This window comes from Streptomyces sp. NPDC058678 (genome assembly GCF_042714835.1).
GTDB lineage: Bacteria > Actinomycetota > Actinomycetes > Streptomycetales > Streptomycetaceae > Streptomyces.
The window spans coordinates 98,326-119,631 of the sequence record NZ_JBHXSG010000033.1; the positions used below are offsets into that span (position 1 = coordinate 98,326).

The 21,306-nt window shown below is 70.4% G+C and carries 24 protein-coding genes; 13 read left to right on the plus strand and 11 right to left on the minus strand.

Annotated features, from left to right (window positions below; all coding sequences use genetic code 11):
* Positions 1-52 precede the first annotated feature (52 nt).
* The 5 genes from ACFWWR_RS27590 to ACFWWR_RS27610 all read right to left on the minus strand — a co-directional run bounded on the left by ACFWWR_RS27590 (position 53) and on the right by ACFWWR_RS27610 (position 4,216).
* A complete protein-coding gene (locus tag ACFWWR_RS27590; protein ID WP_383863349.1) occupies positions 53-748 on the minus strand; it encodes a type 1 glutamine amidotransferase domain-containing protein in 696 nt (231 codons plus the stop codon).
* Positions 749-911: 163 nt separating this feature from the next.
* A complete protein-coding gene (locus tag ACFWWR_RS27595; protein WP_383863352.1) occupies positions 912-1,472 on the minus strand; it encodes an isochorismatase family protein in 561 nt (186 codons plus the stop codon).
* Positions 1,473-1,566: 94 nt separating this feature from the next.
* Entirely contained in the window at positions 1,567-1,884 is a 318-nt protein-coding gene (locus ACFWWR_RS27600; protein ID WP_383863355.1) for a hypothetical protein, read from the minus strand.
* 185 nt (positions 1,885-2,069) lie between these two features.
* Entirely contained in the window at positions 2,070-2,657 is a 588-nt protein-coding gene (locus tag ACFWWR_RS27605; RefSeq protein ID WP_383863357.1) for a SigE family RNA polymerase sigma factor, read from the minus strand.
* The gene (locus ACFWWR_RS27610) at positions 2,654-4,216 is read right to left on the minus strand and encodes a sodium:solute symporter (protein WP_383863360.1); all 1,563 of its coding nucleotides are present in this window, start codon (positions 4,214-4,216) and stop codon (positions 2,654-2,656) included. Before ACFWWR_RS27610 ends, ACFWWR_RS27605 begins: the two co-directional genes overlap by 4 nt.
* A 166-nt stretch (positions 4,217-4,382) precedes the next feature.
* Here ACFWWR_RS27610 and ACFWWR_RS27615 point away from each other — a divergent pair, with 166 nt between their 5' ends.
* The 5 genes from ACFWWR_RS27615 to ACFWWR_RS27635 all read left to right on the plus strand — a co-directional run bounded on the left by ACFWWR_RS27615 (position 4,383) and on the right by ACFWWR_RS27635 (position 9,133).
* Positions 4,383-4,604, plus strand: coding sequence for a DUF3311 domain-containing protein (locus ACFWWR_RS27615; protein ID WP_383863363.1), 222 nt, complete (start codon positions 4,383-4,385; stop codon positions 4,602-4,604).
* A gap of 98 nt (positions 4,605-4,702) precedes the next feature.
* The gene (locus ACFWWR_RS27620) at positions 4,703-6,856 is read left to right on the plus strand and encodes a carbon starvation CstA family protein (protein WP_383863632.1); all 2,154 of its coding nucleotides are present in this window, start codon (positions 4,703-4,705) and stop codon (positions 6,854-6,856) included.
* Positions 6,853-7,041, plus strand: a complete 189-nt coding sequence (locus tag ACFWWR_RS27625) for a YbdD/YjiX family protein (protein WP_383863366.1) — start codon at positions 6,853-6,855, stop codon at positions 7,039-7,041. Before ACFWWR_RS27620 ends, ACFWWR_RS27625 begins: the two co-directional genes overlap by 4 nt.
* 151 nt (positions 7,042-7,192) lie before the next feature.
* Positions 7,193-8,368: a pyridoxal phosphate-dependent aminotransferase gene (locus ACFWWR_RS27630; protein ID WP_383863369.1), complete on the plus strand. Its 1,176-nt coding sequence runs from the start codon at positions 7,193-7,195 to the stop codon at positions 8,366-8,368.
* Between the two features lie 597 nt (positions 8,369-8,965).
* A complete protein-coding gene (locus ACFWWR_RS27635; RefSeq protein ID WP_383863372.1) occupies positions 8,966-9,133 on the plus strand; it encodes a hypothetical protein in 168 nt (55 codons plus the stop codon).
* 255 nt (positions 9,134-9,388) lie between these two features.
* Here ACFWWR_RS27635 and ACFWWR_RS27640 read toward each other — a convergent pair whose 3' ends face one another.
* Together ACFWWR_RS27640 and ACFWWR_RS27645 are read right to left on the minus strand one after the other, a co-directional pair.
* Positions 9,389-9,676, minus strand: a complete 288-nt coding sequence (locus ACFWWR_RS27640; RefSeq protein WP_384305903.1) for an N-acetyltransferase — start codon at positions 9,674-9,676, stop codon at positions 9,389-9,391.
* An 805-nt stretch (positions 9,677-10,481) separates the two neighbouring features.
* On the minus strand, positions 10,482-10,952 hold the full coding sequence (locus ACFWWR_RS27645) for an ATP-binding protein (RefSeq protein ID WP_383863375.1): 471 nt from the start codon (positions 10,950-10,952) through the stop codon (positions 10,482-10,484).
* A gap of 159 nt (positions 10,953-11,111) precedes the next feature.
* On the opposite strand from ACFWWR_RS27645, the gene ACFWWR_RS27650 reads away from it, so the two are divergent.
* Positions 11,112-11,480 carry an STAS domain-containing protein gene (locus ACFWWR_RS27650; RefSeq protein ID WP_383863378.1) on the plus strand — a complete coding sequence of 123 codons (369 nt, stop codon included), beginning with the start codon at positions 11,112-11,114 and terminating at the stop codon, positions 11,478-11,480.
* Here ACFWWR_RS27650 and ACFWWR_RS27655 read toward each other — a convergent pair.
* Positions 11,437-11,829: an ANTAR domain-containing protein gene (locus tag ACFWWR_RS27655; RefSeq protein WP_383863381.1), complete on the minus strand. Its 393-nt coding sequence runs from the start codon at positions 11,827-11,829 to the stop codon at positions 11,437-11,439. The genes ACFWWR_RS27650 and ACFWWR_RS27655 overlap by 44 nt on opposite strands.
* A 209-nt stretch (positions 11,830-12,038) precedes the next feature.
* Positions 12,039-12,359: a hypothetical protein gene (locus ACFWWR_RS27660; RefSeq protein WP_384305894.1), complete on the minus strand. Its 321-nt coding sequence runs from the start codon at positions 12,357-12,359 to the stop codon at positions 12,039-12,041.
* Between the two features lie 203 nt (positions 12,360-12,562).
* On the opposite strand from ACFWWR_RS27660, the gene ACFWWR_RS27665 reads away from it, so the two are divergent.
* A complete protein-coding gene (locus ACFWWR_RS27665; RefSeq protein WP_384305897.1) occupies positions 12,563-13,582 on the plus strand; it encodes a DNA-directed RNA polymerase subunit alpha in 1,020 nt (339 codons plus the stop codon).
* Between the two features lie 531 nt (positions 13,583-14,113).
* Here ACFWWR_RS27665 and ACFWWR_RS27670 read toward each other — a convergent pair.
* Complete coding sequence (locus ACFWWR_RS27670; protein WP_384305905.1) at positions 14,114-14,458, minus strand: SDR family oxidoreductase; 345 nt, start codon at positions 14,456-14,458, stop codon at positions 14,114-14,116.
* 886 nt (positions 14,459-15,344) lie between these two features.
* Between ACFWWR_RS27670 and dhaK the strand changes: the two genes are divergently transcribed.
* The 3 genes from dhaK to ACFWWR_RS27685 are packed head-to-tail and all read left to right on the plus strand — an operon-like array spanning position 15,345 to position 17,389.
* Entirely contained in the window at positions 15,345-16,337 is a 993-nt protein-coding gene (gene dhaK, locus ACFWWR_RS27675) for a dihydroxyacetone kinase subunit DhaK (protein WP_383863393.1), read from the plus strand.
* Positions 16,338-16,386: 49 nt separating this feature from the next.
* The gene (gene dhaL / locus ACFWWR_RS27680; RefSeq protein ID WP_383863396.1) at positions 16,387-16,986 is read left to right on the plus strand and encodes a dihydroxyacetone kinase subunit DhaL; all 600 of its coding nucleotides are present in this window, start codon (positions 16,387-16,389) and stop codon (positions 16,984-16,986) included.
* Complete coding sequence (locus ACFWWR_RS27685; RefSeq protein ID WP_383863398.1) at positions 16,979-17,389, plus strand: PTS-dependent dihydroxyacetone kinase phosphotransferase subunit DhaM; 411 nt, start codon at positions 16,979-16,981, stop codon at positions 17,387-17,389. Before dhaL ends, ACFWWR_RS27685 begins: the two co-directional genes overlap by 8 nt.
* Positions 17,390-17,404: 15 nt before the next feature.
* On the opposite strand, the gene ACFWWR_RS27690 is transcribed toward ACFWWR_RS27685, so the two are convergent.
* Positions 17,405-18,043 carry a TetR/AcrR family transcriptional regulator gene (locus ACFWWR_RS27690; RefSeq protein ID WP_383863401.1) on the minus strand — a complete coding sequence of 213 codons (639 nt, stop codon included), beginning with the start codon at positions 18,041-18,043 and terminating at the stop codon, positions 17,405-17,407.
* Positions 18,044-18,176: 133 nt separating this feature from the next.
* On the opposite strand from ACFWWR_RS27690, the gene ACFWWR_RS27695 reads away from it, so the two are divergent.
* The 3 genes from ACFWWR_RS27695 (at position 18,177) to ACFWWR_RS27705 (ending at position 21,109) form a co-directional block, all read left to right on the plus strand.
* Positions 18,177-18,938 carry an SDR family NAD(P)-dependent oxidoreductase gene (locus ACFWWR_RS27695; RefSeq protein WP_383863404.1) on the plus strand — a complete coding sequence of 254 codons (762 nt, stop codon included), beginning with the start codon at positions 18,177-18,179 and terminating at the stop codon, positions 18,936-18,938.
* Positions 18,939-19,370: 432 nt separating this feature from the next.
* Complete coding sequence (locus ACFWWR_RS27700; protein ID WP_384305900.1) at positions 19,371-20,378, plus strand: fibronectin type III domain-containing protein; 1,008 nt, start codon at positions 19,371-19,373, stop codon at positions 20,376-20,378.
* Between the two features lie 194 nt (positions 20,379-20,572).
* Positions 20,573-21,109 carry a hypothetical protein gene (locus tag ACFWWR_RS27705; RefSeq protein WP_384305901.1) on the plus strand — a complete coding sequence of 179 codons (537 nt, stop codon included), beginning with the start codon at positions 20,573-20,575 and terminating at the stop codon, positions 21,107-21,109.
* Positions 21,110-21,306: the final 197 nt, after the last annotated feature.

Sequence of the window (21,306 nt, forward strand, 5' to 3'; positions counted from 1 at the left end):
GACGGGACGGCCGCCGCCCCGTCCGTGCCGTGCTGTGGTCACGGGAGGGGGTTCAGGCCAGCTTCTTGAGCAGCTCGGTGGCGAGGGGTGCGGCCGACGCGGGGTTCTGGCCGGTGACGACATTGCGGTCGACCTCGACGTGCGGGGCCCAGGGCTCGCCGACCTCGACCTTGATCCCCGCCTCGGTCAGGCGGTCCTGGAGCAGCCACTTGGCGCGCTCGGCGTTGCCGGCGAGCTGCTCCTCGGTGTTGGTGAAAGCGGTGATGCGGTAACCGGCGAAGGCGTTGGTGCCGTCCTCCTTGACCGAGGCGAGCAGCGCCGCCGGGCCGTGGCAGACCACGCCGACCGGCATCCCGCTGCCCAGCGCCCGCGTGAGGATGCCGCCCGAGTCGGCGTTCACGGCCAGGTCCTCCATCGGACCGTGGCCGCCGGGGACGTAGACCGCGTCGTAGTCGTCGAGGCGTACGTCGGTCAGCGTGATCGGGGACTGGAACTCCGGGGCCGTCTCGACCACGGCGCGGATCTTGGCGGCCTGCTCCGGGCCGCCGTTGGCGTCGGAGCTGAGGCTGCCCTCGTCGACTGGCGGGACGACGCCGCCGGGGGTGGCCACGGTGACCTCGTGTCCGGCGGCCTTGAAGGCCTGGTACGGGGCGGTGGCCTCCTCGGCCCAGAAGCCCGTGGGGTGCGTACTGCCGTCGGCCAGGGTCCACCGGTCGGCACCGGTCATCACGAAAAGAATGTTCGCCATCGTCATCTCCTCCAGCACGGTCCGTCTCGAACAGGAAGGGGCGTTGTCGTGACGGACGGTGATCGCGCGGCTCTCTTTGGGTGAATCATGTTCACCCCTGCTTACTGCCGCCGGCGGGCGACGTCTCGACCGTAGGCACAAGACTCGCCTGAGATCCAATCTGTCAGGCCGTACCGCCGAAGTCGACGTCCTTGGTCCCGACGGTCCCGGCCGTCCGTCCCGGCGCCGTCTGATAGGTCCAGTACAGGTTCGTGTGGGCGATGACCTGGTCCGGCGGCGGCGCTCCCCACGCCGTCTGGTCGTCCGTCGTGTGGGCGTCACTGACAAGGGTCGCGTCATATCCGCGGACGAGCGCACCGTGGAGCGTCGAGCGGATGCACGCGTCGGTCGATGCGCCGACGACGACGAGTCGCCCGACTCCAAGGCCGGACAGCACGGTCTCGAGCATGGTGTCCTCGAAGGAGTCGCCGTAGTTCTTCTCGACGAGCGGCTCGCCGATGCCCGGAGTCAGCTCGGGGACGATCCGCCAGCCGTCGCTCCCCTTCACGATCTGCTCGTCGGAATGCTGGACCCAGACGACGGGGACCCGTTCCCGCCGCGCCTTCTCGACGAGGCTGCCGACGTTCGCGACGACCGTGTCGCGCTCGTGGGCTTCCTCGACGACGCCCTTCTGCACGTCGACGACGAGAAGTGCCGTATTCGGACGGTTGTCGAGTGTGGTCATTGCTTTCCCTTGATCAAGGCCGGGTTCCGGTGTCCACGACAGTAGACCCGCCCACCGACAAGCAGGCCGGCCCCAACTCCGTGCCGCGCGCCCCTTATCCCGGCCCGACCGTCGTTCCGCCGTGGACCACGGCCCTTCCGGCGCCGGAGAAAATGACGCCGGGGTCGGTCGGAGCCTGGTTGAGGACCCACAGGCCGATCAGCGTGGCCAGGGTGAAGACGACGGCGATCAGGACGGTGAGGACGAGCCGGCGGCGGCGTTCGCGGCGCAGCCACTCGCCGCGGGCCGTGCGGTAGGCGTCGGGCGCGGCCCGTACGCCGCCGGCCAGCGCCTCCAGGGCTTCGCTCAGTTCTCGTTCCGTGCGGCCCAGGTCCGCGACGCCTTCCGGCGCCCGGCCGCGCTCGTGTTCCATGCGGTCCCGCTCCGTGCGGTCCTTCCCCGTGCCTCCGCTTGCGGTGCGTCCGCTTCCGGTACGTTCGATCTCCGTGTGTTCAGCGCCCGCACGTTCAGCGTCCGTGCGGTCAGTCGCCATGCGTTCGGTCGCCATGCGTTCAGCGTCCGTGCGGTCGTTCTCGGTGCGGCCTCGACCCGTGTCGTTCATCGCCGAGCCTCCATCGCGTGACTCAGGGCGGCGATGCCGCGCGCGGTGTGTGTCTTGACCGACCCGCAGGAGATGCCCATCGCGGCGGCGATCTCGCTCTCCTTCAGCCCGAGCCAATGCCGCAGCACGAGCGCCTCACGCTGCCGGGCCGGCAACTGCTGGAGGGCGTCGATCAGCACCCGCTGGTCGTCGTGCAGCAGGGCGGTGCTCTCGGCGGACGCGACGACCTCCTCCGGCGGGTTCTCCACATGTCTGCGGGCCACCTGTAGGTGGCGTATCCGCATCCGGGTCAGGTTGCAGACGGTGGAGCGCAGGTACGCCTCCGCCGCCGCGGTGTCCCGCAGCCGCCGCCACTTGCGGTAGATCTGGTAGTACGCCTCGGCCACCACGTTCTCCGGGTCGTCCGCGCCGAGCAGCACGGCCAGGCGCAGCATGGAGGCGTAGTGCAGCTCGAAGAGGCGGGCCAGGGCGGCCTCCCGCTCCACGTCGGCCGGGTCGCTCACCGCGGGCACGAGGGCATCGGCCGAAGGGGCGGGCGGCGGCACGGGCGGCAGCGTGAGGGGGATGTTCTGTCTGCGTCTCACGGGTTGTTCGCTCCCGTCTCGGGGCGCCGCCTGACGGCCAGGCGGGTCGGTAGGTCGGTGAGGTCGGCGCCGCGCGGGACGCCGAGACGTTCCAGGGCCGGGGTCGCGGCCACGGCGACGGTCAGATTGAGCAGGAGGGCGACGAGCCCGGCGTAGATCTCCACGGACGGGCCGCCGAAGCCGATCGGCACGACGGACGAGAACCCCTCCTTCACCACCAGGACGGTTCCGGCCGCCATGCCCACGGCCCAGCCGGCCAGCAGCGCCCGTGGATGCAGCCGGCCGGTGAACAGCCCGACGGCCACGGCGGGGAAGATCTGCAGGATCCAGACCCCGCCGAGCAGTTGGAGATTGATCGCGTCCTGGTCGCGCAGCCCGAACACGAACGCGACCGCGCCGACCTTCGCGGTCAGCGACACCGTCTTGGCGATGCGCACCTGCCGTTTGGGCGTGGCGGTCGGGTGGACGTACTCGACGTACACGTTCCGGACGAAGCCGGTGGCGGCGGCGATGGACATCACGGCGGCCGGGACCAGCGCCCCCACGGTGATCGCGGCGAACACCAGCCCGGCCAACGGCCCCGGCATCAGCCGGTCGACCAGCATCGGCACGGCGGCCTCCGCGCCGCCCTCGGGCGCCCGTACACCCACCGCGAGGGCGGCGACCCCGAGGAAGCCGAAGAGCGCGAGCAGCGCCGTCCAGGCGGGCAGCGCCACGGAGACCTTGCGCAGGGTGCGGGGGCCGTCGGCGGCGAACCCGGCCGTGAGGACGTGCGGGTACATCAGCAGGGCCAGCGCTGAGCCGAGGGCGAGCGTGGCGTAGGCCGGCTGCTGGGCGGGCGACAGCAGCAGCGCGGAGTGCGCCGCGTCCGTCCCGTCGAGCCGTCGGGCGGCGCCGTCGAAGACCGGCCCGGGGCCTCCCAGCCGGTCGAGGACCAGCCAGCAGACCGCGGTGAGCGAGACGAACACGGCCACCGCCTTGAGCGCGGAGATGACGGCCGGCGCACGCAGCCCGTGCCGGTACGTCGCCACCGCGAGCCCGGCGAAGAGGGCCACCATCACCAGGTCCCCGCCCGCGCCGCGCGGGTACACGCCTCCGGCCGTCAACACCGCGCGTATGCCCAGCAGTTGCAACGCCAGATACGGCATCGTCGCGAGGATCCCGGTCAGCGCGACCACCAGGGCCAGCGGCGGCGACCCGTAACGTCCGCGCACGAAGTCGGCGGCGGTGATGTAGCCGTGCCGGCGGGCCACGGTCCACAGGCGGCTCAACAGCACGAAGGCGAGCGGGCAGACGATCACCGTGTACGGCACCGCGAAGAAGGCGGGCGCCCCGTTGCCGTACGCCAGTCCCGGGACGGCGGTGAAGGTGTAGGCGGTGAAGACCGTGCCGCCGAGCAGGAACCAGGTCCACACCGGGCCCAGGCTCCGGTCGGCCAGGGCCCAGCCCTCCAGGGAGGGCAGCCGGTCGCTGGGGTGCAGACGGCGTGCCGTCACGGCGAGCAGCGACGCTCCGCCGATCACGGCGAGAAACGTCGCGGTCATGGCGCCGTCGGCCATGGGTCACCGTCCTTGGTGTGCCTGGATCTCACCGGTTGGTTGCGCAGACGGCTGGTTCGGTTGACGGAACACCGGCGGAAATCTTCTGGAAATCCGCTGTCAACCACTTCCGGCGGGTGGGCAACTCTTGCACAGACCCACAGCGAGCGGGAGAGGAGCGCAGGTCATGGTACGGACCGGTCATCCCCGGCTGCGGCGCGTCGCCGTCGCCGTTCTGCTCCTCGCGCCCGCGGCGGGGCTGCTGTGGGTCCCCTGGTACGCCGGTGCGAGCCCGCGGCTCGCGGGAACGCCGTTCTTCTACTGGTACCAGCTCGCCTGGGTGCCGGGGTGCGGCCTGTGTCTGCTCGGCGCGTACGCGCTGACCAGGCACGAACACCGCGATCCCTGATCCGGGCGGGCGGGAGTCACTTCCCTGTCGCTGATCTTCACGCACGTCCTCTCACGACATCACCCCCGAGGTGAGGAGCCGCCATGCCTACGTCAGCCATGCCCGAATCCGCTCTCCCGGCGCCACAGGAGCCGCCGCCCGTACGGTCCCGCCTGTCGCCACGGTCGATCCTCCTGTGGAGCACCGTCGCACTGATGGGCGCCGTCGCCTGGGGCGTCCTGGCCCTGGCCCGCGGTGAGGAGATCTCCGCGGTCTGGCTGGTGGTGGCCGCGCTCGGCTCGTACGCCATCGCCTACCGCTTCTACTCCCGCTTCATCGCCCGCCGCGTGCTGAAGCCGGACGACCGCCGGGCCACCCCGGCCGAGCGCCTGGAGGACGGTGTCGACTTCCAGCCGACCGACCGCCGGGTCCTGCTCGGCCACCACTTCGCCGCGATCGCCGGCGCCGGACCGCTGGTGGGGCCGGTGCTCGCGGCCCAGATGGGATACCTGCCCGGCACTCTGTGGATCGTCGCCGGGGTGATCTTCGCGGGGGCCGTGCAGGACATGGTGGTGCTGTTCCTGTCGATGCGGCGGGACGGCAAGTCGCTGGGGCAGATGGCCCGCGACGAGATCGGCCGGGCGGGCGGCGCGGCTGCCCTGATCGCCGTCTTCGCCATCATGATCATCCTGCTGGGTGTGCTGGCCCTGGTCGTGGTCAACGCCCTCGCACACTCCCCCTGGGGCACCTTCTCGGTCGCCATGACCATCCCGATCGCCCTGTTCATGGGCTTCTGGATGCACCGCATCCGCCCCGGCCGGGTCGTCGAGACCAGCTTCATCGGGGTGGCGCTGCTCCTGCTCGCCATCATCGGCGGCGGCTGGATCCAGAACTCCTCGCTCGCGGACGCCTTCACCCTCAGCCCGACGACCCTCGTCTTCTGCCTGGTCGGATACGGCTTCGTCGCCTCGGTCCTGCCGGTGTGGATGCTGCTCGCGCCGCGCGACTACCTGTCCACCTTCATGAAGATCGGCACGATCGCGCTGCTCGCGGTCGGCGTCGTGGTCGCCGCCCCCGTGCTGCGCGCCGACGCGGTCAGCGAGTTCGCGACCTCGGGTGCCGGTCCGGTCTTCGCCGGCTCCCTCTTCCCGTTCCTCTTCATCACCATCGCCTGCGGCGCGCTGTCCGGCTTCCACGCCCTGGTCGCCTCGGGCACCACCCCGAAGCTGATCCAGAAGGAATCCCAGGTCCGCATGATCGGCTACGGCGCCATGCTGATGGAGTCGTTCGTCGCGATCATGGCGCTGATCGCCGCGGCCACCCTCGAACCCGGCCTGTACTACGCGATGAACGCCCCCGCGGGTCTGCTCGGCACGACGGCCGAGTCCGCGTCCCACGCGGTGGCCGGTCTCGGCTTCACCATCACCCCCGACCAGCTGACCCAGGCGGCCAGGGCGGTGGAGGAGCAGACCCTGATCGCCCGGTCGGGCGGCGCGCCGACCCTGGCCGTCGGCATGTCGGAGATCTTCTCCGGGGTCTTCGGCGGCACGGCGATGAAGGCCTTCTGGTACCACTTCGCGATCATGTTCGAGGCCCTGTTCATCCTGACGACGGTCGACGCGGGCACCCGCGTCGGCCGGTTCATGCTGCAGGACATGCTCGGCAACGTCTGGAAGCCCCTCGGCCGGGTCAACTGGAAGCCCGGCATCTGGCTGTGCAGCGCCCTCGTCGTCGCCGCCTGGGGCTACTTCCTCCACACCGGCGCCACCGACCCGCTGGGCGGGATCAACCAGCTCTTCCCGCTCTTCGGCATCGCCAACCAGTTGCTCGCCGCCATAGCCCTCACCGTCTGCACCACGGTCCTGATCAAGTCCGGGCGGCTGCGCTGGGCCTGGGTCACCGGCGTCCCGCTGGCGTGGGTGGTCGCGATCACCTTCACCGCCGGCTGGCAGAAGATCTTCTCCGACGACCCGAAGGTGGGCTTCTTCACCCAGCGCGCGCGCTACGCCGACGCCATCGACGCCGGTCAGATCCTCCCGCCCGCCAAGACCGTCGACGACATGCACACGGTGGTCACCAACTCCACCGTCGACGGCGTACTCATCACCGTCTTCCTGCTGCTGGTCGCGGTGGTGATCGTGAACGCGGCGGTGGTGTGCGTGAAGGCCGTACGGTCCCCGTCTCCGCTGCCGACCACCGAGGCGCCGTACATCGAGTCACGCATCGACGTGCCCGAGCAGGCCGCCGAACCACTGGCGGGAGTCCGCTCATGAGCGTCCGGCAGTGGGCCCGGGCGGTGCGCTGGTACCTGCGCGAGCTGACGGGCGAGGCCGAGTACGACCGCCACTGCGACCGGCACCGGCGCCATCACCCGCTCGCGCCGGTACCGACCCGCCGTGAGTACGAGGTGCGACGCACACTCCACCGGGAGAGCCACCCGCAGAGCCGCTGCTGCTGACGGCACGATCACCGGCCGCGGGCCGATCACCGACCGTGGGGCGGGTGCCACCTCCGAGCCGTGAGGCCGGCACCCGCCCCACACACGTTCGCGCCCAGCTCAGCGCATAAACTGTGCCCCTTCAGCACGCGATCCAGCCGGAGGCCGCCGCATGAGGATCTCGCAACGCGCCCAGGCCGTCGCCCCCTTCTACGCCATGGAGTTCGGCAAGCGTGCCGCGGCGCTGGAGGCCGAGGGCCACCACGTCGTCAAACTCAGCCTCGGTGAACCGGACTTCGGCGCGCCCCCGGCCGTACTGGACGCGATGCGCGAGGCCATGGACGGCAGGCCGATGACCTACACCGCGGCGCTCGGGCTGCCCGCCCTGCGGCAGGCGATCGCCCGGTTCTACCGGGACCGGCACGGCGTCGAGGTCGACCCCGCCCGGGTCGTCGTGACCGCGGGTGCCTCCGCCGCCCTGGTGCTGGCCACGGCCGCCCTCGTCGACACCGGTGACGAGGTCCTCATCGCGGACCCGTCGTACCCGTGCAACCGGCAGATCGTCGAGAGCTTCGGCGCGGACGTCACGCTCGTTCCGACCACCGTCGAGTCCCGCTTCCAGCTGGACGCCTCGTCGGTACGGTCGCTGTGGACGGACCGGACCCGCGGCGTCATGATCGCCACCCCGTCGAACCCGACCGGTACCTCCGTCCCGGCCGACGAGCTGGCGGCGATCTGCGCGTTCGCCTGCGAACGCGACGCGTGGCGCATCGTCGACGAGATCTACCTCGACCTCGGCGACCACGACGCCCAGGGCGAGCCGCCGCCCAGCGCGCTGTCGTACGACCCCGATGCCATCATCATCAACAGCTTCTCGAAGTACTTCGGCATGACCGGCTGGCGGCTGGGCTGGTGCGTCGTCCCCGAGGCTCTCGTGCCGGCGCTGGAGCGCCTGGCCCAGAACTACTTCCTGTGCGCCTCCACTCCCGCGCAGCATGCGGCTCTGTCCTGCTTCACCCCGCAGTCCCTGGCGGTCTGCGAGGAACGCCGGGTCGAGTTCGCCGAGCGGCGCGCGCTCGTCCTCGACGGCCTGGCCCGGATCGGCCTGCCGGTCCCCGTCCCGCCCGACGGCGCCTTCTACGTCTACTTCGACGTCGGCCACACCGGACTCACCTCGTGGGAGTTCTGCGAACGCGCGCTCGAGGAGGCACACGTGGCGCTCACCCCCGGCCGGGACTTCGGCGTCCGCACGGCGGAATCCCACGTCCGCCTCTCCTATGCGGCGTCGGCCGACGACCTCCGCGAGGGGATCGCCCGCCTCGGGAAGTTCGTGGCCACGCTTCATTAGGCGGCCGGCCGTTGGCCCTTGCTCACCGCCGCGTCGAGAAGAGGGCCGAGCGCCCTCGGATGAAGGCGCCCGGGCTGCTCGCCCGTGATCTCGCCGTCCAGGCGGCGGCCACGGACGCCCTGGAGAACAACCGGCTGATCACGGGGGCCACCCGCACGGCCTGCCCGGCATCTCCGCTCCTGGGCATCTGCCACGCCCTCTTCGACCACGCTGCCCGTGACCGGCGGGTCGGAGGCGTACCTGTCCCGGGTTGTCGAGGAGACGGCATAGGTTCTGCGGAGCGCCGGGCCGGCCGTACAACGGCGTTCGTGTTTTTGGGCTTACCCGCCTACCGCGCGTGGGGATTCAGGACGCGAACTGCCTCAGGTAGCAGCTGCCGGGTGCTGCGTGACCAGCTGACTGAGGCAATTGATGCCATCCGCTGGCAGGCGGGGTTGGTGCGGTTGGCCCAAGCCCTCGATCCGGCGGGCGAGAGGCCTGATGGAACGCGGGAATCGGCATCTTGAACGCGGCACTATGACGCCGCTGCCAGATGCGAGAACCCTCATCGGATGCCAATCTGAGCAGAGGACCAACAGCATTGCCGGAGGTGCGGTCATGGGCGCAGAAGAGATGAGGCAGCGGGCCAAGGACATGGCTGACAAGCTGCTACACAAAGGCCGGGGCGGGCAGAGCAGCAAGGCGCGCCACAAGACCCGGGGGCGCAACAAACTCCTTGAGGAGCAGATGAAGAAGCTGCAGGAGCGGCGGCACCGGCATCGGTGACCAGCGGTCAGCCACGAGTGCCGGCCCGAACATATTGGTCGCGCTCGCTCTGGGCGTTTCCGATACGCGAGCTCGCGTCGTGCGCCATGCACCGCTGACGGCGCGTTGGGCCCATGGACCAAGAGAGATGCCGTCGAGGCTGGGACCGCGGCCAGCCCCGCGCCGTCCGGCACACACGCCTCTTTTCTTGCCGCCGGCACCACGTCCCGCCGCCGAGCCCCAGTGCACGACCGTTCCGCCGCAGTACCTCGCCGCTCAACTACCGGCAGGGGCAACGACGACCTCAGACCGAAGGTGGGAGCAGGTCCCACCCACATTCGCCTTGGGGATGCGCATCCGGCGCAGCAGATCGCGAGTGAGGCGCTTCTCAAGCGTGGTGTGCCAGGTGACACCGGGATGCCGGGAGCGCAGATGCGACAGCGCCCTGGTGCCCAGCCCGCAGGCACGGAACGGTTCGTCGAGGACGACATCGGTGATCACTCCCTCGGCGCACTCTTCGCACGCTCGATAGGTCACCCGCCCGACCACCTTGCGGATGTGCACCAGCAGCAAACACTCCTCACCCCCACCCTCTAGAGCGGAAGAGGGCAGCAGCTCGACGCCGCGGTAGGCCAGAAGCCTGCGATGCCACCGGCCCCCTCGTCGCCCAGGGCGCCGATGCCTTCCCCCGGCCCGCCGCTGTGAGGCGCCTTCCTGTACAGGCCGACCGCGTGCGTTGCTCGTGGCATACATCTGGTTTCCCTGCATTCCATCGCGCTTGCCCCCAATCTTCGGGCTTCATGTCACGACGCCAAGAACGCATCACTTCGCGCACGACACTCGTAGCGGCGCACCGCGCCAGGCGGCTGGCTGCTCCACCGACGTTGAGCGCCTGCCTTCTGGTGTCTTTGTCCCACACGGCCGGGTGACCCGCTTGCGGCACCACGTCCCTGCTCTTTGTCTGCCTGGCCGGGCGGCTTCACTCAGGGTGGTCAGCACCTGCCACGTCAAGGGAGCGCGGCCGGACCGCCCCGGGCCGCCTTTTGGGTTTTTCAGCTGGTCAGGTGGGAACGGCCAGTGCGCACCCAGCAGGCACTGGCGGCACAGCGATGGCGCCTGCCCCGGGGTTGTTCCCCGGGGCAGGCGCCATGTTCGTTCCTGCGATGACGCGTGGGCCCGTCATGCCATCAGGGGGGTGGGAGTCGTGCAGGCGGACGACTTGGCCCGTTCTACGCCCAGGCGACGCACCGCATGATCTGACTGGGGAAGTGCACTCAAGGCGATGAGGAGCCCCGGAAGGGGACATGCCAGGGCTCCCGGCCCCGGCTCGGGCCCGCACCCGTGCCGGATGAGAGCCGGGCTGCGACGTCTATCTGCGCGCGGCGCTATCGCTGGGGATGTCGGGCAGAGCGATGCGGGCCGTAATGCGCTTGCCGACCGGCTCCTGCTCGATGAACAGGTCCTCGGTGACGGCCTCGACGATCTCCAGGCCGTGCTGGCCGATCCTGCCGGGATCGGAGGCCCGGGCCGCGGGAACGGTGGGGTCGCTGTCCCACACCACGACGTCCACGGCGTGGGCAGTAATACGCAGTTCCATCAGAACGGGGCCGGGGGCGTATTTGAGGGCGTTGGTGACCAGCTCGCTGACCACCAGCTGAGTGAGGTCCCTCGTGCGTGCGGGCACGGTCAGGTGATGGTCGGCGTGGGCCTGGTCGAGAAAAGCGACGGCGTGGTGGCGGGCATCGGCGATACAGCCGTCGTCTCCGTCCAGGGCGTAGCCGGCGCGCATCAGGTGCTCATCCGCCCCGGTACAGCTGTCACCGTCGGCATGGGATCCCATGTGTTGCCCTCACTCCCCCTTGACGCGCGCCAGTACCCGTGACGGCATCATGCATGCAACAGAAGTGTCGTTCGGCACATCCAGCTGGGTGCCTCCCGCCATGGCGGTGGGGCAGAATCGTCCGCGCACGGGGCAAGCCTGAGCTCAGTCGAGGAGACGGTGACCGACAACCAGAAGGCGGACCGGCCCGACCGGCTCTCCGTCGAGCGCAAAGTGGTCGACGGCGTCCTTGTTGTGACCGTGCAGGGCGAGATCGACCACGACGTCAAGGACGCCCTCAGCGAGGCCCTGCTGTCAGAGGACGGCACCGTGCCGCCGCCACGCGTCGTGGCGGACCTCAGCGGTGTGACCTTCATGGACTCCAGCGGCATCAACGTCTTCGTCGCCGCCTACCAGCAGGTGAGTGGTACGCAGGGGTGGCTGCGCATAGCCGGCGCCCAAGAGTCGGTCCTGCGTGTCCTGCAGTTGGTCGGCGTCGACGCTGTCATCCCTTGCCACCCCACCATCGAGCAGGCCCTGAACACCTGACCGCTTCACTCGGACTGGCCCTGGGTTGCCCTCGATGCGAGCGCCGGTGCACCGCAGCGTCCAGCTCCAGGACCACCGGCTCCGGCAGCGGCTGCCCCAGCGCCCAGGCGATCAGGGTTTCCGCGACCGAATGCAGCTTGATGTTGGTGTGCTGGGAGACCTCGCGCAGCACCTCGAACCCGGCAGTCGGCGGTAGCCGGTGGGCCGCGACGAGGACACCAATGGCCTGGTCGACCGTCGCGTGGGAGTCGACCGCATGCCGCAGCTGGGCGATCTCCTGCTCAAGACGGGCCACCGTGGCGTCACGCGTGTCGTCAGACGCGGTCCGCTGCTCGCGGGAGGTCGTCATGACGGGTTCTCCATTTAGGGGGCGGGCGTTCCAGTACGCCTGCCCCCAACTGGAACAGCAAGACACCCTCAGGACGGCGCGAAGATCACATGGGGCGTCGGGAGTGGCTCTTCGCCGACCATGGACGGCGAAGAGCCCGAGAGGCTGTCTCCCCAACCCCTCCCCTGCCGAGTCGCCCTCACATCCCCGCTCACACTCGCTACTCGCGGTCAGATCTCTCCGTCCGCCGTGGCGGTGAGCCAGTCGGCGGCTTCGGCATCGGTCAGGAGGAGCGCCTGGGTTTGGTGGGCGATGCCGTCCTGGAGGACGTGGACTCGGCCCCGGTGCGCGCTGTGCTTCCGGGCGGGGAGGGCTATCGGGGCGAGGCGCTGCCAGGTGTCGGCCGTGACCCGCGCGAGGATCACGGTGGCGGCAGCGGAATGTCGTACGTCTCCGGGAGTCAACTGCTCGCGGGCGGAGGGGGTAAGGCCGCCGCCGGAGGGGGATGCACCCAGGTGGCTGTGCCGAACGGCACCCCTGGTGACATGCATGGCGCCATCCCAGGTACTGGCGCACCGCACGCTGAGGCCCTGGGGGCCGCCGTCCCCGTGCCGATCTTGGGTACCGTCGCCGTCACTGCTGCTGATGGACCACTCCACGTGCTATTTCCCGGAGTCGCATCCGTATCGCCCGTACCCTTCGTGGTAACCACGGCGTCACGTAGCGGGCGCCTAACCACTGGAGGCAACACCTCGTGCTGATTGCTCAGCGTCCGTCCCTGACCGAAGAGGTCGTCGACGAGTTCCGCTCCCGGTTCGTGATCGAGCCGCTGGAGCCGGGCTTCGGCTACACCCTCGGCAACTCCCTGCGCCGTACGCTCCTCTCCTCGATCCCGGGTGCGGCGGTCACGTCCATCCGCGTCGACGGCGTTCTGCACGAGTTCACCACCGTGCCGGGCGTCAAGGAGGACGTCACCGACCTGATCCTCAACATCAAGCAGCTGGTCGTCTCCTCGGAGCACGACGAGCCGGTCGTGATGTACCTGCGCAAGCAGGGCCCGGGTCTCGTCACCGCCGCCGACATCGCGCCCCCGGCCGGTGTCGAGGTGCACAACCCCGACCTCGTCCTCGCCACGCTCAACGGCAAGGGCAAGCTGGAGATGGAGCTGACGGTCGAGCGCGGCCGCGGTTACGTCTCCGCCGTGCAGAACAAGCAGGTGGGCCAGGAGATCGGCCGTATCCCGGTCGACTCCATCTACAGCCCCGTGCTGAAGGTCACGTACAAGGTCGAGGCGACCCGTGTCGAGCAGCGCACCGACTTCGACAAGCTGATCGTCGACGTCGAGACCAAGCAGGCCATGCGTCCGCGTGACGCCATGGCATCGGCCGGCAAGACCCTGGTCGAGCTGTTCGGTCTGGCCCGCGAGCTCAACATCGACGCCGAGGGCATCGACATGGGCCCGTCCCCGACGGACGCCGCCCTGGCCGCCGACCTGGTCCTGCCGATCGAGGAGCTCGAGCTCACCGTCCGGTCGTACAACTGCCTCAAGCGTGAGGGCGTCCACTCCGTGGGTGAGCTGGTGGCGCGTTCCGAGGCCGACCTGCTCGACATTCGCAACTTCGGTGCGAAGTCCATCGACGAGGTCAAGGCCAAGCTCGCCGGTATGGGCCTGGGCCTCAAGGACAGCCCGCCCGGGTTCGACCCGACCGCCGCCGCCGCACTCGGTGCGGACGACGACGCGGACGCGGGTTTCGTGGAGACCGAGCAGTACTGAGCGCTGCGCTGAGCGGTCATGGAGACACCTCGCACGGAGACAGCAGAACCTCCACGCTGTTCCCTGCCGGCGGGAAGCACCTGCACCACTACAACCTCGGCATCCCCACCCTCGCCGGCCTCGGCCTGATCGCCGTACACGGTGACGAACGGGCCGTCGGACACCCCGCTGTCGCCACCGCCTATGGCTGCGGAACCGCACTGATCGCGGACGAATTCGCCCTGCTCCTGGCCCTTCAGGACGTCTACTGCGCCAGACAAGGACACGTGAGCGTGGACGTCTCCCTGGGCATTCTGTCCACGCTCGGCACGTACCTGAGCGCCAAGCCTTTCTGGCACGAGGTCGTCAGGGTGACCCGTCGTCACCTCGCCTCCGTGCTGCCCGTCGCGCCGACCACCAGTACGGTCATGGATGTGGTTGTCATGATTCCTCCGTCTGCCGCGCTGATGCGGGGTGCGGGTGGGGGCTCCGCGCCCTGTGTGGAGGACGGGCGAGATGAAGAGGCCATGTCGGGGCTCCTGGGTCCGACGGTCAGGGGATCATGAGTTCCCCGGCGCACAGTGCCGCGGTCACGCCGCCGTCCATGAGGAGGTCCGCGCCGGTGATGAAGCCGGCCTGCCGGCCGAGGAGGAAGGCGGCGGCGTCGGCTACCTCGTCGGGCGTGCCGAAGCGCTTCGCCGCCGATACCTTGCGCACCTGCTCGAACCACTCGCCCCGGGGCCCCGACAGCTCGTCCAGCGCCAGTGGCGTGATGATGACACCGGGGCTGACGGCGTTGACGCGGGCTCCGCGCTTGCCCCAGGCCACGGCGGCGGTCTGCACCCGCAACGAGTTGGCCCGCTTGGAGAGCGCGTAGGCCTGGACGGTGGAGCCGATCTTGTCGGGCTAACGTCCGGCACGTCGATCAAGTCGAGCGGCGCCGCGCAAGAGGACCCCAAGACCCGAGCCCTGTGAGCAGTCGAGCATTCTCGCCCCGTCGCAACCCACCACACGCAAAGCCCTCATCGGCATCGGCCGACTGGGGCTCCTCACCTCTCACACAAGTCTCACCACAGCACTGACGTCCCTGGACCACAAGGCCCTGACCTGGCCGTACGCCACCACCCTGGAGCAACTGGACGCTCCTGGACGGTTCTTACGACCTGTGCCATGTGGTACCGCACATACAAGCGAATCCCACAAGAAGTCGCCCTTCCATCGGCCCTCAGTTCCTCCCGCTCACACGAAGTCACGGGACAGGAAGGATCCGGACCATACACGGACCAACCGAGCCACAAAGGCCACCTCTTACACCGGCACCGCAGTTCAAGGGCTCACAAGCGCTGTACCACCAGCAGACCGAGAACCTGCTGATCGCGCCGCCGGCCGACCCAACGCCGACGAACGCTGCTCTGTAGCCGCTCCTGACGCGGGCAGGACCTGGAGCATCCCCGCCCTCCGCCTGAGGACGCGAGCCGATGCACGGCAAGAAACCGGCCCTGAGCACAACCAACGCATCCCACTCGGGACCAAGGCGCGCCCAAGACGTCTTCTCGCGTGACCTTCGCTGCCGCAAGGCCGATACTGCCGACAGTGGCGCCCCGGCCGAGACCTGCCCGACCGTTTGAGTAGCCTGACGACCCATCATCAAAGTCAGCATCAGTACCGTCAGAACCCGCTTCGAGCCGCCACGGACCGCCAAGGTCACAAACCGCCCGCACCCACTCTGAGCAGCAAAGACACAGGTCAGCGACTGGCCTGCTACCCTTCCCAGGAGGTACCAATGAGGATGCTGATCAACGTCCCCGAGACCGTCGTCGCCGATGCCCTGCGTGGCCTGGCGGCCGCTCATCCCGAGTTGGCCGTCGATGTCGAGAACCGGGTGATCGTACGGCGGGACGCCCCCGTGGCAGGGAAGGTCGCCCTGGTTTCCGGCGGAGGTTCGGGGCACGAGCCGCTGCACGGTGGCTTCGTGGGGCCCGGGATGCTCTCCGCAGCCTGCCCCGGCGAGGTGTTCACGTCTCCGGTGCCGGACCAGATGGTGCGGGCGGCGGCGGCCGTGGACAGCGGTGCCGGTGTGCTGTTCATCGTGAAGAACTACACGGGTGACGTGCTCAACTTCGACATGGCGGCCGAGCTCGCCGAGGACGAGGGCATCCAGGTCGCCAAGGTGCTGGTCGACGACGACGTGGCGGTCACCGACAGTCTCTACACGGCCGGGCGGCGCGGCACGGGTGCGACGCTCTTCGTGGAGAAGATCGCGGGGGCCGCGGCCGACGAGGGGCAGCCCCTGGAGGGGGTCCAGTCGATCGCCCAACAGGTCAACGAGAACTCTCGCAGCTTCGGAGTCGCGCTCAGCGCCTGCACCACGCCGGCCAAGGGCAGCCCGACCTTCGATCTGCCGCCCGGCGAGCTGGAGTTGGGTATCGGCATCCACGGCGAGCCGGGCCGGGAGCGGCGGGCGATGATGACCTCGCGGGAGATCGCCGACTTCTCGGTCGGCGCGATCCTGGACGACATGACCCCGCGCAATCCCGTCCTCGTCCTGGTCAACGGCATGGGCTCGACGCCGCTGCTGGAGCTGTACGGCTTCAACGCCGAGGTGCAGCGGGTGCTCGCCGAGCGCGGGGTCGCCGTCGCCCGGACCCTCGTCGGCAACTACGTCACCTCCCTCGACATGGCCGGTGCCTCGGTCACCCTGTGCCAGATCGACGAGGAACTGCTGCGCCTGTGGGACGCGCCGGTGAAGACGGCGGGACTGCGCTGGGGGGTGTGAGCGTGCGAGAGCCAGCGGACTCAACGTACCGACCACGCAAGGAGATCCAGTGCTCGACGCCGACTTCTTCCGCCGTTGGATGACGGCGACCGCCACATCCGTCGACCGCGAGGCGGAACGGCTCACCGCCCTCGACTCGCCCATCGGAGACGCCGACCACGGCAGCAATCTGCAGCGCGGGTTCACCGCGGTGACCGCGACCCTGGACAAGGAGGCGCCCGACACGCCGGGTGCGGTCCTCGTGCTCGCCGGTCGCACGCTCATCTCGACCGTCGGTGGCGCCTCGGGGCCGTTGTACGGCACGTTGCTGCGCCGCACCGGCAAGGCGCTCGGTGACGCCGGCGAGGTCAGCGAGGAGCGGTTCGCCGAGGCGCTGCGCGAGGGCGTCGACGCGGTCAGGACGCTCGGTGGGGCCGCGCCCGGCGACAAAACCATGATCGACGCGTTGGTGCCGGCCCTCGACGCTCTCGGCGACGGCTTTGCCGCGGCCCGGGCCGCGGCCGAGGAGGGCGCGGTGGCGACCACCCCGTTGCAGGCCCGCAAGGGACGGGCGAGTTACCTCGGGGAGCGCAGCATCGGGCACCAGGATCCCGGTGCCACGTCGGCGTCGCTGCTCATGGCGGGACTCGTGGAGGCGGCCGGTGAGTGACGGGAGCCTGGTCGGGATCGTGCTGGTGTCGCACAGCGCGGAGGTCGCCGCGTCGGTGGCCGACTTGGCGAAGGGGTTGGCGGGCGGCGGCGTCGAGGTGCCCGTCGCCCCGGCGGGCGGCACCGAGAGCGGCGGGCTCGGTACCAGCGCGGAGCTGATCACCGCCGCGGCCGCCGCCGTGGACCGGGGCGCCGGTGTCGCCGTCCTCACCGATCTCGGCAGCGCGGTCCTCACCGTGAAGGCGCTGCTCGCCGAGGGCGACGAACTCCCGGCCCACACCCGCCTGGTGGACGCCCCGTTCGTCGAAGGGGCGGTGGCCGCGGTCGTCACGGCGGCCACGGGAGCCGACCTCGCGGCGGTGGAGGCGGCTGCCGTGGAGGCGTACACCTACCGGAAGGTGTGACATCCCTTCAGGCGGCTAGATCACCCCTTCGGCCGCGAGGGCGAGGGCCGAGCGCAGTGTGGCCACCAGCTCGGCCTCCGCCGTCGCGGGGTCGGCCGACGGGTCGGCGGTGCGCCAGGCGTAGTGCTCGACCGCCGCGCGCAGGGCGGCGTTGAACATCGCCGCGCGGATCGTCGGCCGCAGGTCCCCGGGCGCCAGCCCGGCCCGTTCGGCCAGGGCGCGGGCGAACGCCGGCTCGGCCTCGTCGTACGTCTGGAGCCAGACGGCGCGCAGTCCGGGCTCGGTGCGGGTGAGCCGGACCAGGGCGCCGACGGTGGCGCGGGCGGGGCCGCCGACGTGACAGAGCTCCCTCGTGAGCGTCCGGTCGAAGAGCTCCTCCAGGGGCTGCCCCGGGGGCCGGTCGCGCAGACAGGCGGCGATCACGTCGATGCCCTGCGAGAACAGCGGCCGTACGCAGCTCTCCTTGCTCGGGAAGTAGCGCCACACGGTCCGCGCCGAGACGCCGACCGCCTGTCCGATCTGCTCACCGGTGGTCGCCGTGACGCCCTGGGCGACGAACAGGTCCACAGCGGCCCGGGCGATCTCCAGCCTGATCTCGGCCTTGCGCTCCTCGGTCAGGGGTGGTCGTCCCGTGCGGACGCGAGGGGCGGTCATCGGTTCCTCCGGCTGGTGGTGCTCACTCTCCGGGATTCTCCACGACACAGTTTATGTCACTCACAGACATTAAGTCGTAGGGTGAGGGCGTACCGGGCGTCTCGCCCTTCGGAGATACGGACAGGAGCCCCTCATGGCCGGCGGATTCGACGGACGCAGCGTCATCGTCACCGGAGCGGGGTCGGGCATCGGACGAGCCGCCGCCCTGGCCTTCGGCGCGGAGGGCGCCCGCGTGGTGGTGGCGGACCTCAACGCCGACGGCGCTCAGGAGACGGTCAAGGAGATCGAGCAGGCGGGCGGGAGCGCGGTCGCCGTCACCGGCGACCTGAGCGAGCAGGCCGTCGTCGACCAGGTGACAGCGACCGCCGTGGAGCGCTTCGGCGGGGTGGACGTCCTGGTGAACAACGCCGGGATCATGGACCGCATGTCGGCGCTCGCGGACGTGAGCGACGCGGAGTGGGAACGGGTCATCCGGGTCAACCTCACCGCGCCCTTCCTGCTCACCCGCGCGGTACTGCCGCACATGCTGGCGGCGGGCAAGGGCGCCATCGTGAGCACCGCCTCCGAGGCGGGCCTGCGCGGCAGCGCGGCGGGCGCCGCCTACACGGCCTCGAAGCACGGGGTGGTGGGGCTGACCAAGAACCTCGCCGTCATGTACCGCAAGCAGGGCATCCGGGCCAACGCCATCGCGCCGGGCGGTACGGCGACCCACATCGTCGTGGACGTCGAGCAGGGCACCCACGGGCCGACGGCGCTCGGCCCGCACTTCGTCAACCTCGGCCGCGTCGCGCGGCCCGAGGAGCAGGCTGCCGCCATCGTGTTCCTCGCCTCGGACGCAGCGAGCAACATCAACGGCGTGGTGCTGCCGGTCGACGACGGCTGGTCCGCGGTCTGACACACCCCCAGGCGGCCACCGGTCCGCAAGAAGCGCCCCGCCAGGCGGTCACCAGTCCACAGAAACCATCCGGCCGGCGGTCACCGGTCCACAGAAACCATCCGGCCGGCGGTCACCGGTCAGAAACCATCCCGCCAGCGGTCGCCGGTCCGCGCGAACCGCCCCGCCAGGCGGTCACCCATCTCGCGCACCGCCCGCCAGACGGTCACCGGACCGCACGAACCACCCCCGCCATGCGGTCACCGGACCGCACGATCCCGCCGGGCGGCCACCGACGAGGGACGAAATATCGCGCCGGCCGCTCCCGACCATCACGGCCGTCGGTCGGCAGGCACCGTCTTCCGCCCGCTTCGCACGCCCTCTTGATGTGATCGCACCAGGGCGCCATATTGGTCCGGACCAATGCCCCGTCATGTCGTCCGGGAGGCAGCCGTGCGACGCGTTCCCGTCCTCCCGCCCTTGCCCCGCCGTCTCGCGCTCTGCGGAGCGCTCGCGCTGATCGCTTCCTGCGGATGGGGCGGGACGGCCGACGGCGAGAGCGGCCGGCTGCCCGCGGCGCCGACGGGCGTCACCGTCACCGCCGGCAGTGCGACGAGCGTGCACGTCATGTGGAACGCGGTGTCGGCGGATCCAGACTCCGGCGTCGACGTCTATGAGGTGTATCGCGACACCACCAAGGTTCAGGAGGTACCGGGTTCGCAGCACATGGTGGACGTCACCAGGCTGAGGCCGTCCACCGGATACGCCTTCACCGTGCGGGCGCGTGACACCGAGGGACGCCTCGGGCCCCGCAGCCAGGAGGTGCGGGCGACGACTCCGGCGGCCGTGGCGGCGGACCGCTCGGCCCCGACGCGGCCCGGGAAGCTGCGGGGCCGAGCGACCGGAAGCCGGGCGGTCCAGTTGTCCTGGGCCGCCGCGACGGACGACCGGGACGTGGCGTCGTACGACATCCATCAGGGCTCCACGAAGATCCACAGTGTGGGCGGGAACCAGACGGCGGCCGTGGTCACGGGGCTGCGGCCGGGCGCCCGCTACTCCTTCACCGTGCGGGCGAGGGACGCGACCGGCAACGTCTCGCCCGCCGGCGGCCCCCTGCGCCTCACCACCCTGGGCACCGACGACGGGCGGGACACGGCTCCCACCGACTTCGAGGCGACGACCCGCCGCGCCGACGGGGCGTACCACCTCGACCTCTCCTGGGTACCCCCGCGCACGGCCGGCGTGGTCACGGAGTACCAGGTCCATCTCGACGGCCGTCCCGCCACCTCGCTGGTGTTCGGCGGGTCCGCGCCGCGCGACCGGGCGACGTACGGCTTCTACCTGGGACGGGAGGCCGGCGTCAGCCATCGGGTGCGGATCCGGGCGAAGCTGCCGGACGGCACCTGGGGAGGCCTCTCCGCGGAGCGGACGGTGACCACGGGCGCCGCCCCGCAGCCGTGACAACCGCTCCGGCCTTCGCTCCCGCCTCCGCTGCCGCTGCGGCCGGACGACGGAACCCGTCACCCGACCGGAGGCGGTCCGCATGCGGGCCGGGCCGTGGGCACGTTGGCTTCCCCTGAGGGCAGCACGGGCGTTCCCGATCCTCGGCGGCGCAAGGGATGTACCGCCGACCGTGCCGCCGGAGGAACAGGTCCATGGACACTACTCAGCTACTGCTCCGCTCCGGCCTGACCGTGGCGGCCGCCGCCGCGCTGCCGCTCGCCCTGACCGCCGCACCGGCCGCTGCCGGTCCGGGGATCTCCGTGAGCACCACCGGCTCCACGGTCTCCGTCACGACCAGCGCCTGTACGCAGATCAACGGCAACTGGGGCACCGCCTCGCTCCTGAACAGCAGCCAGACGAACTTCGCCCAGGGCCGCCAGGTGTCGCTGTCCGGGACGAGCAACCTTCAGTCGGCTGCCTGGTCGAGCGTGAGCGCGGGCACCTACACCGTCATCGTCCGGTGCTCGGACAACAGCACCGCGGGCACCCAGTCGGTCATCGTGACCCCCGTGTCCACTCCCACGGTCTCCGCCACGGCCTCGCCGTCGCGCGGTGTCATGGGCGGCATGGGCGGCGCCACGAAGGACTACGGCACCCTCACGCTGGTGGCCGGAGGAACCCTGGTGGGAGCGGGTGCCCTGGCCACCGCCTGGTTCCTGCGCCGCCGTTCGAAGCCCTACCGGCTCTAGGTGTCCTGTCCGGCGGATCATGCCGCAGACGCGCGGCCTGGCACGCCGATCTGCGTCGATGAGGCGCCGCGGATTTCCTGCGACTTGATCCGCCGGACAGGCCCTAGTACTCCAGCAGCGTTTCGCTATCTGGCCTGGTCAGAGGCATCGTCGGGAGTGTAGTGGGCTGGTGGCATGTCAGGGGCGGTCTTGCCGGA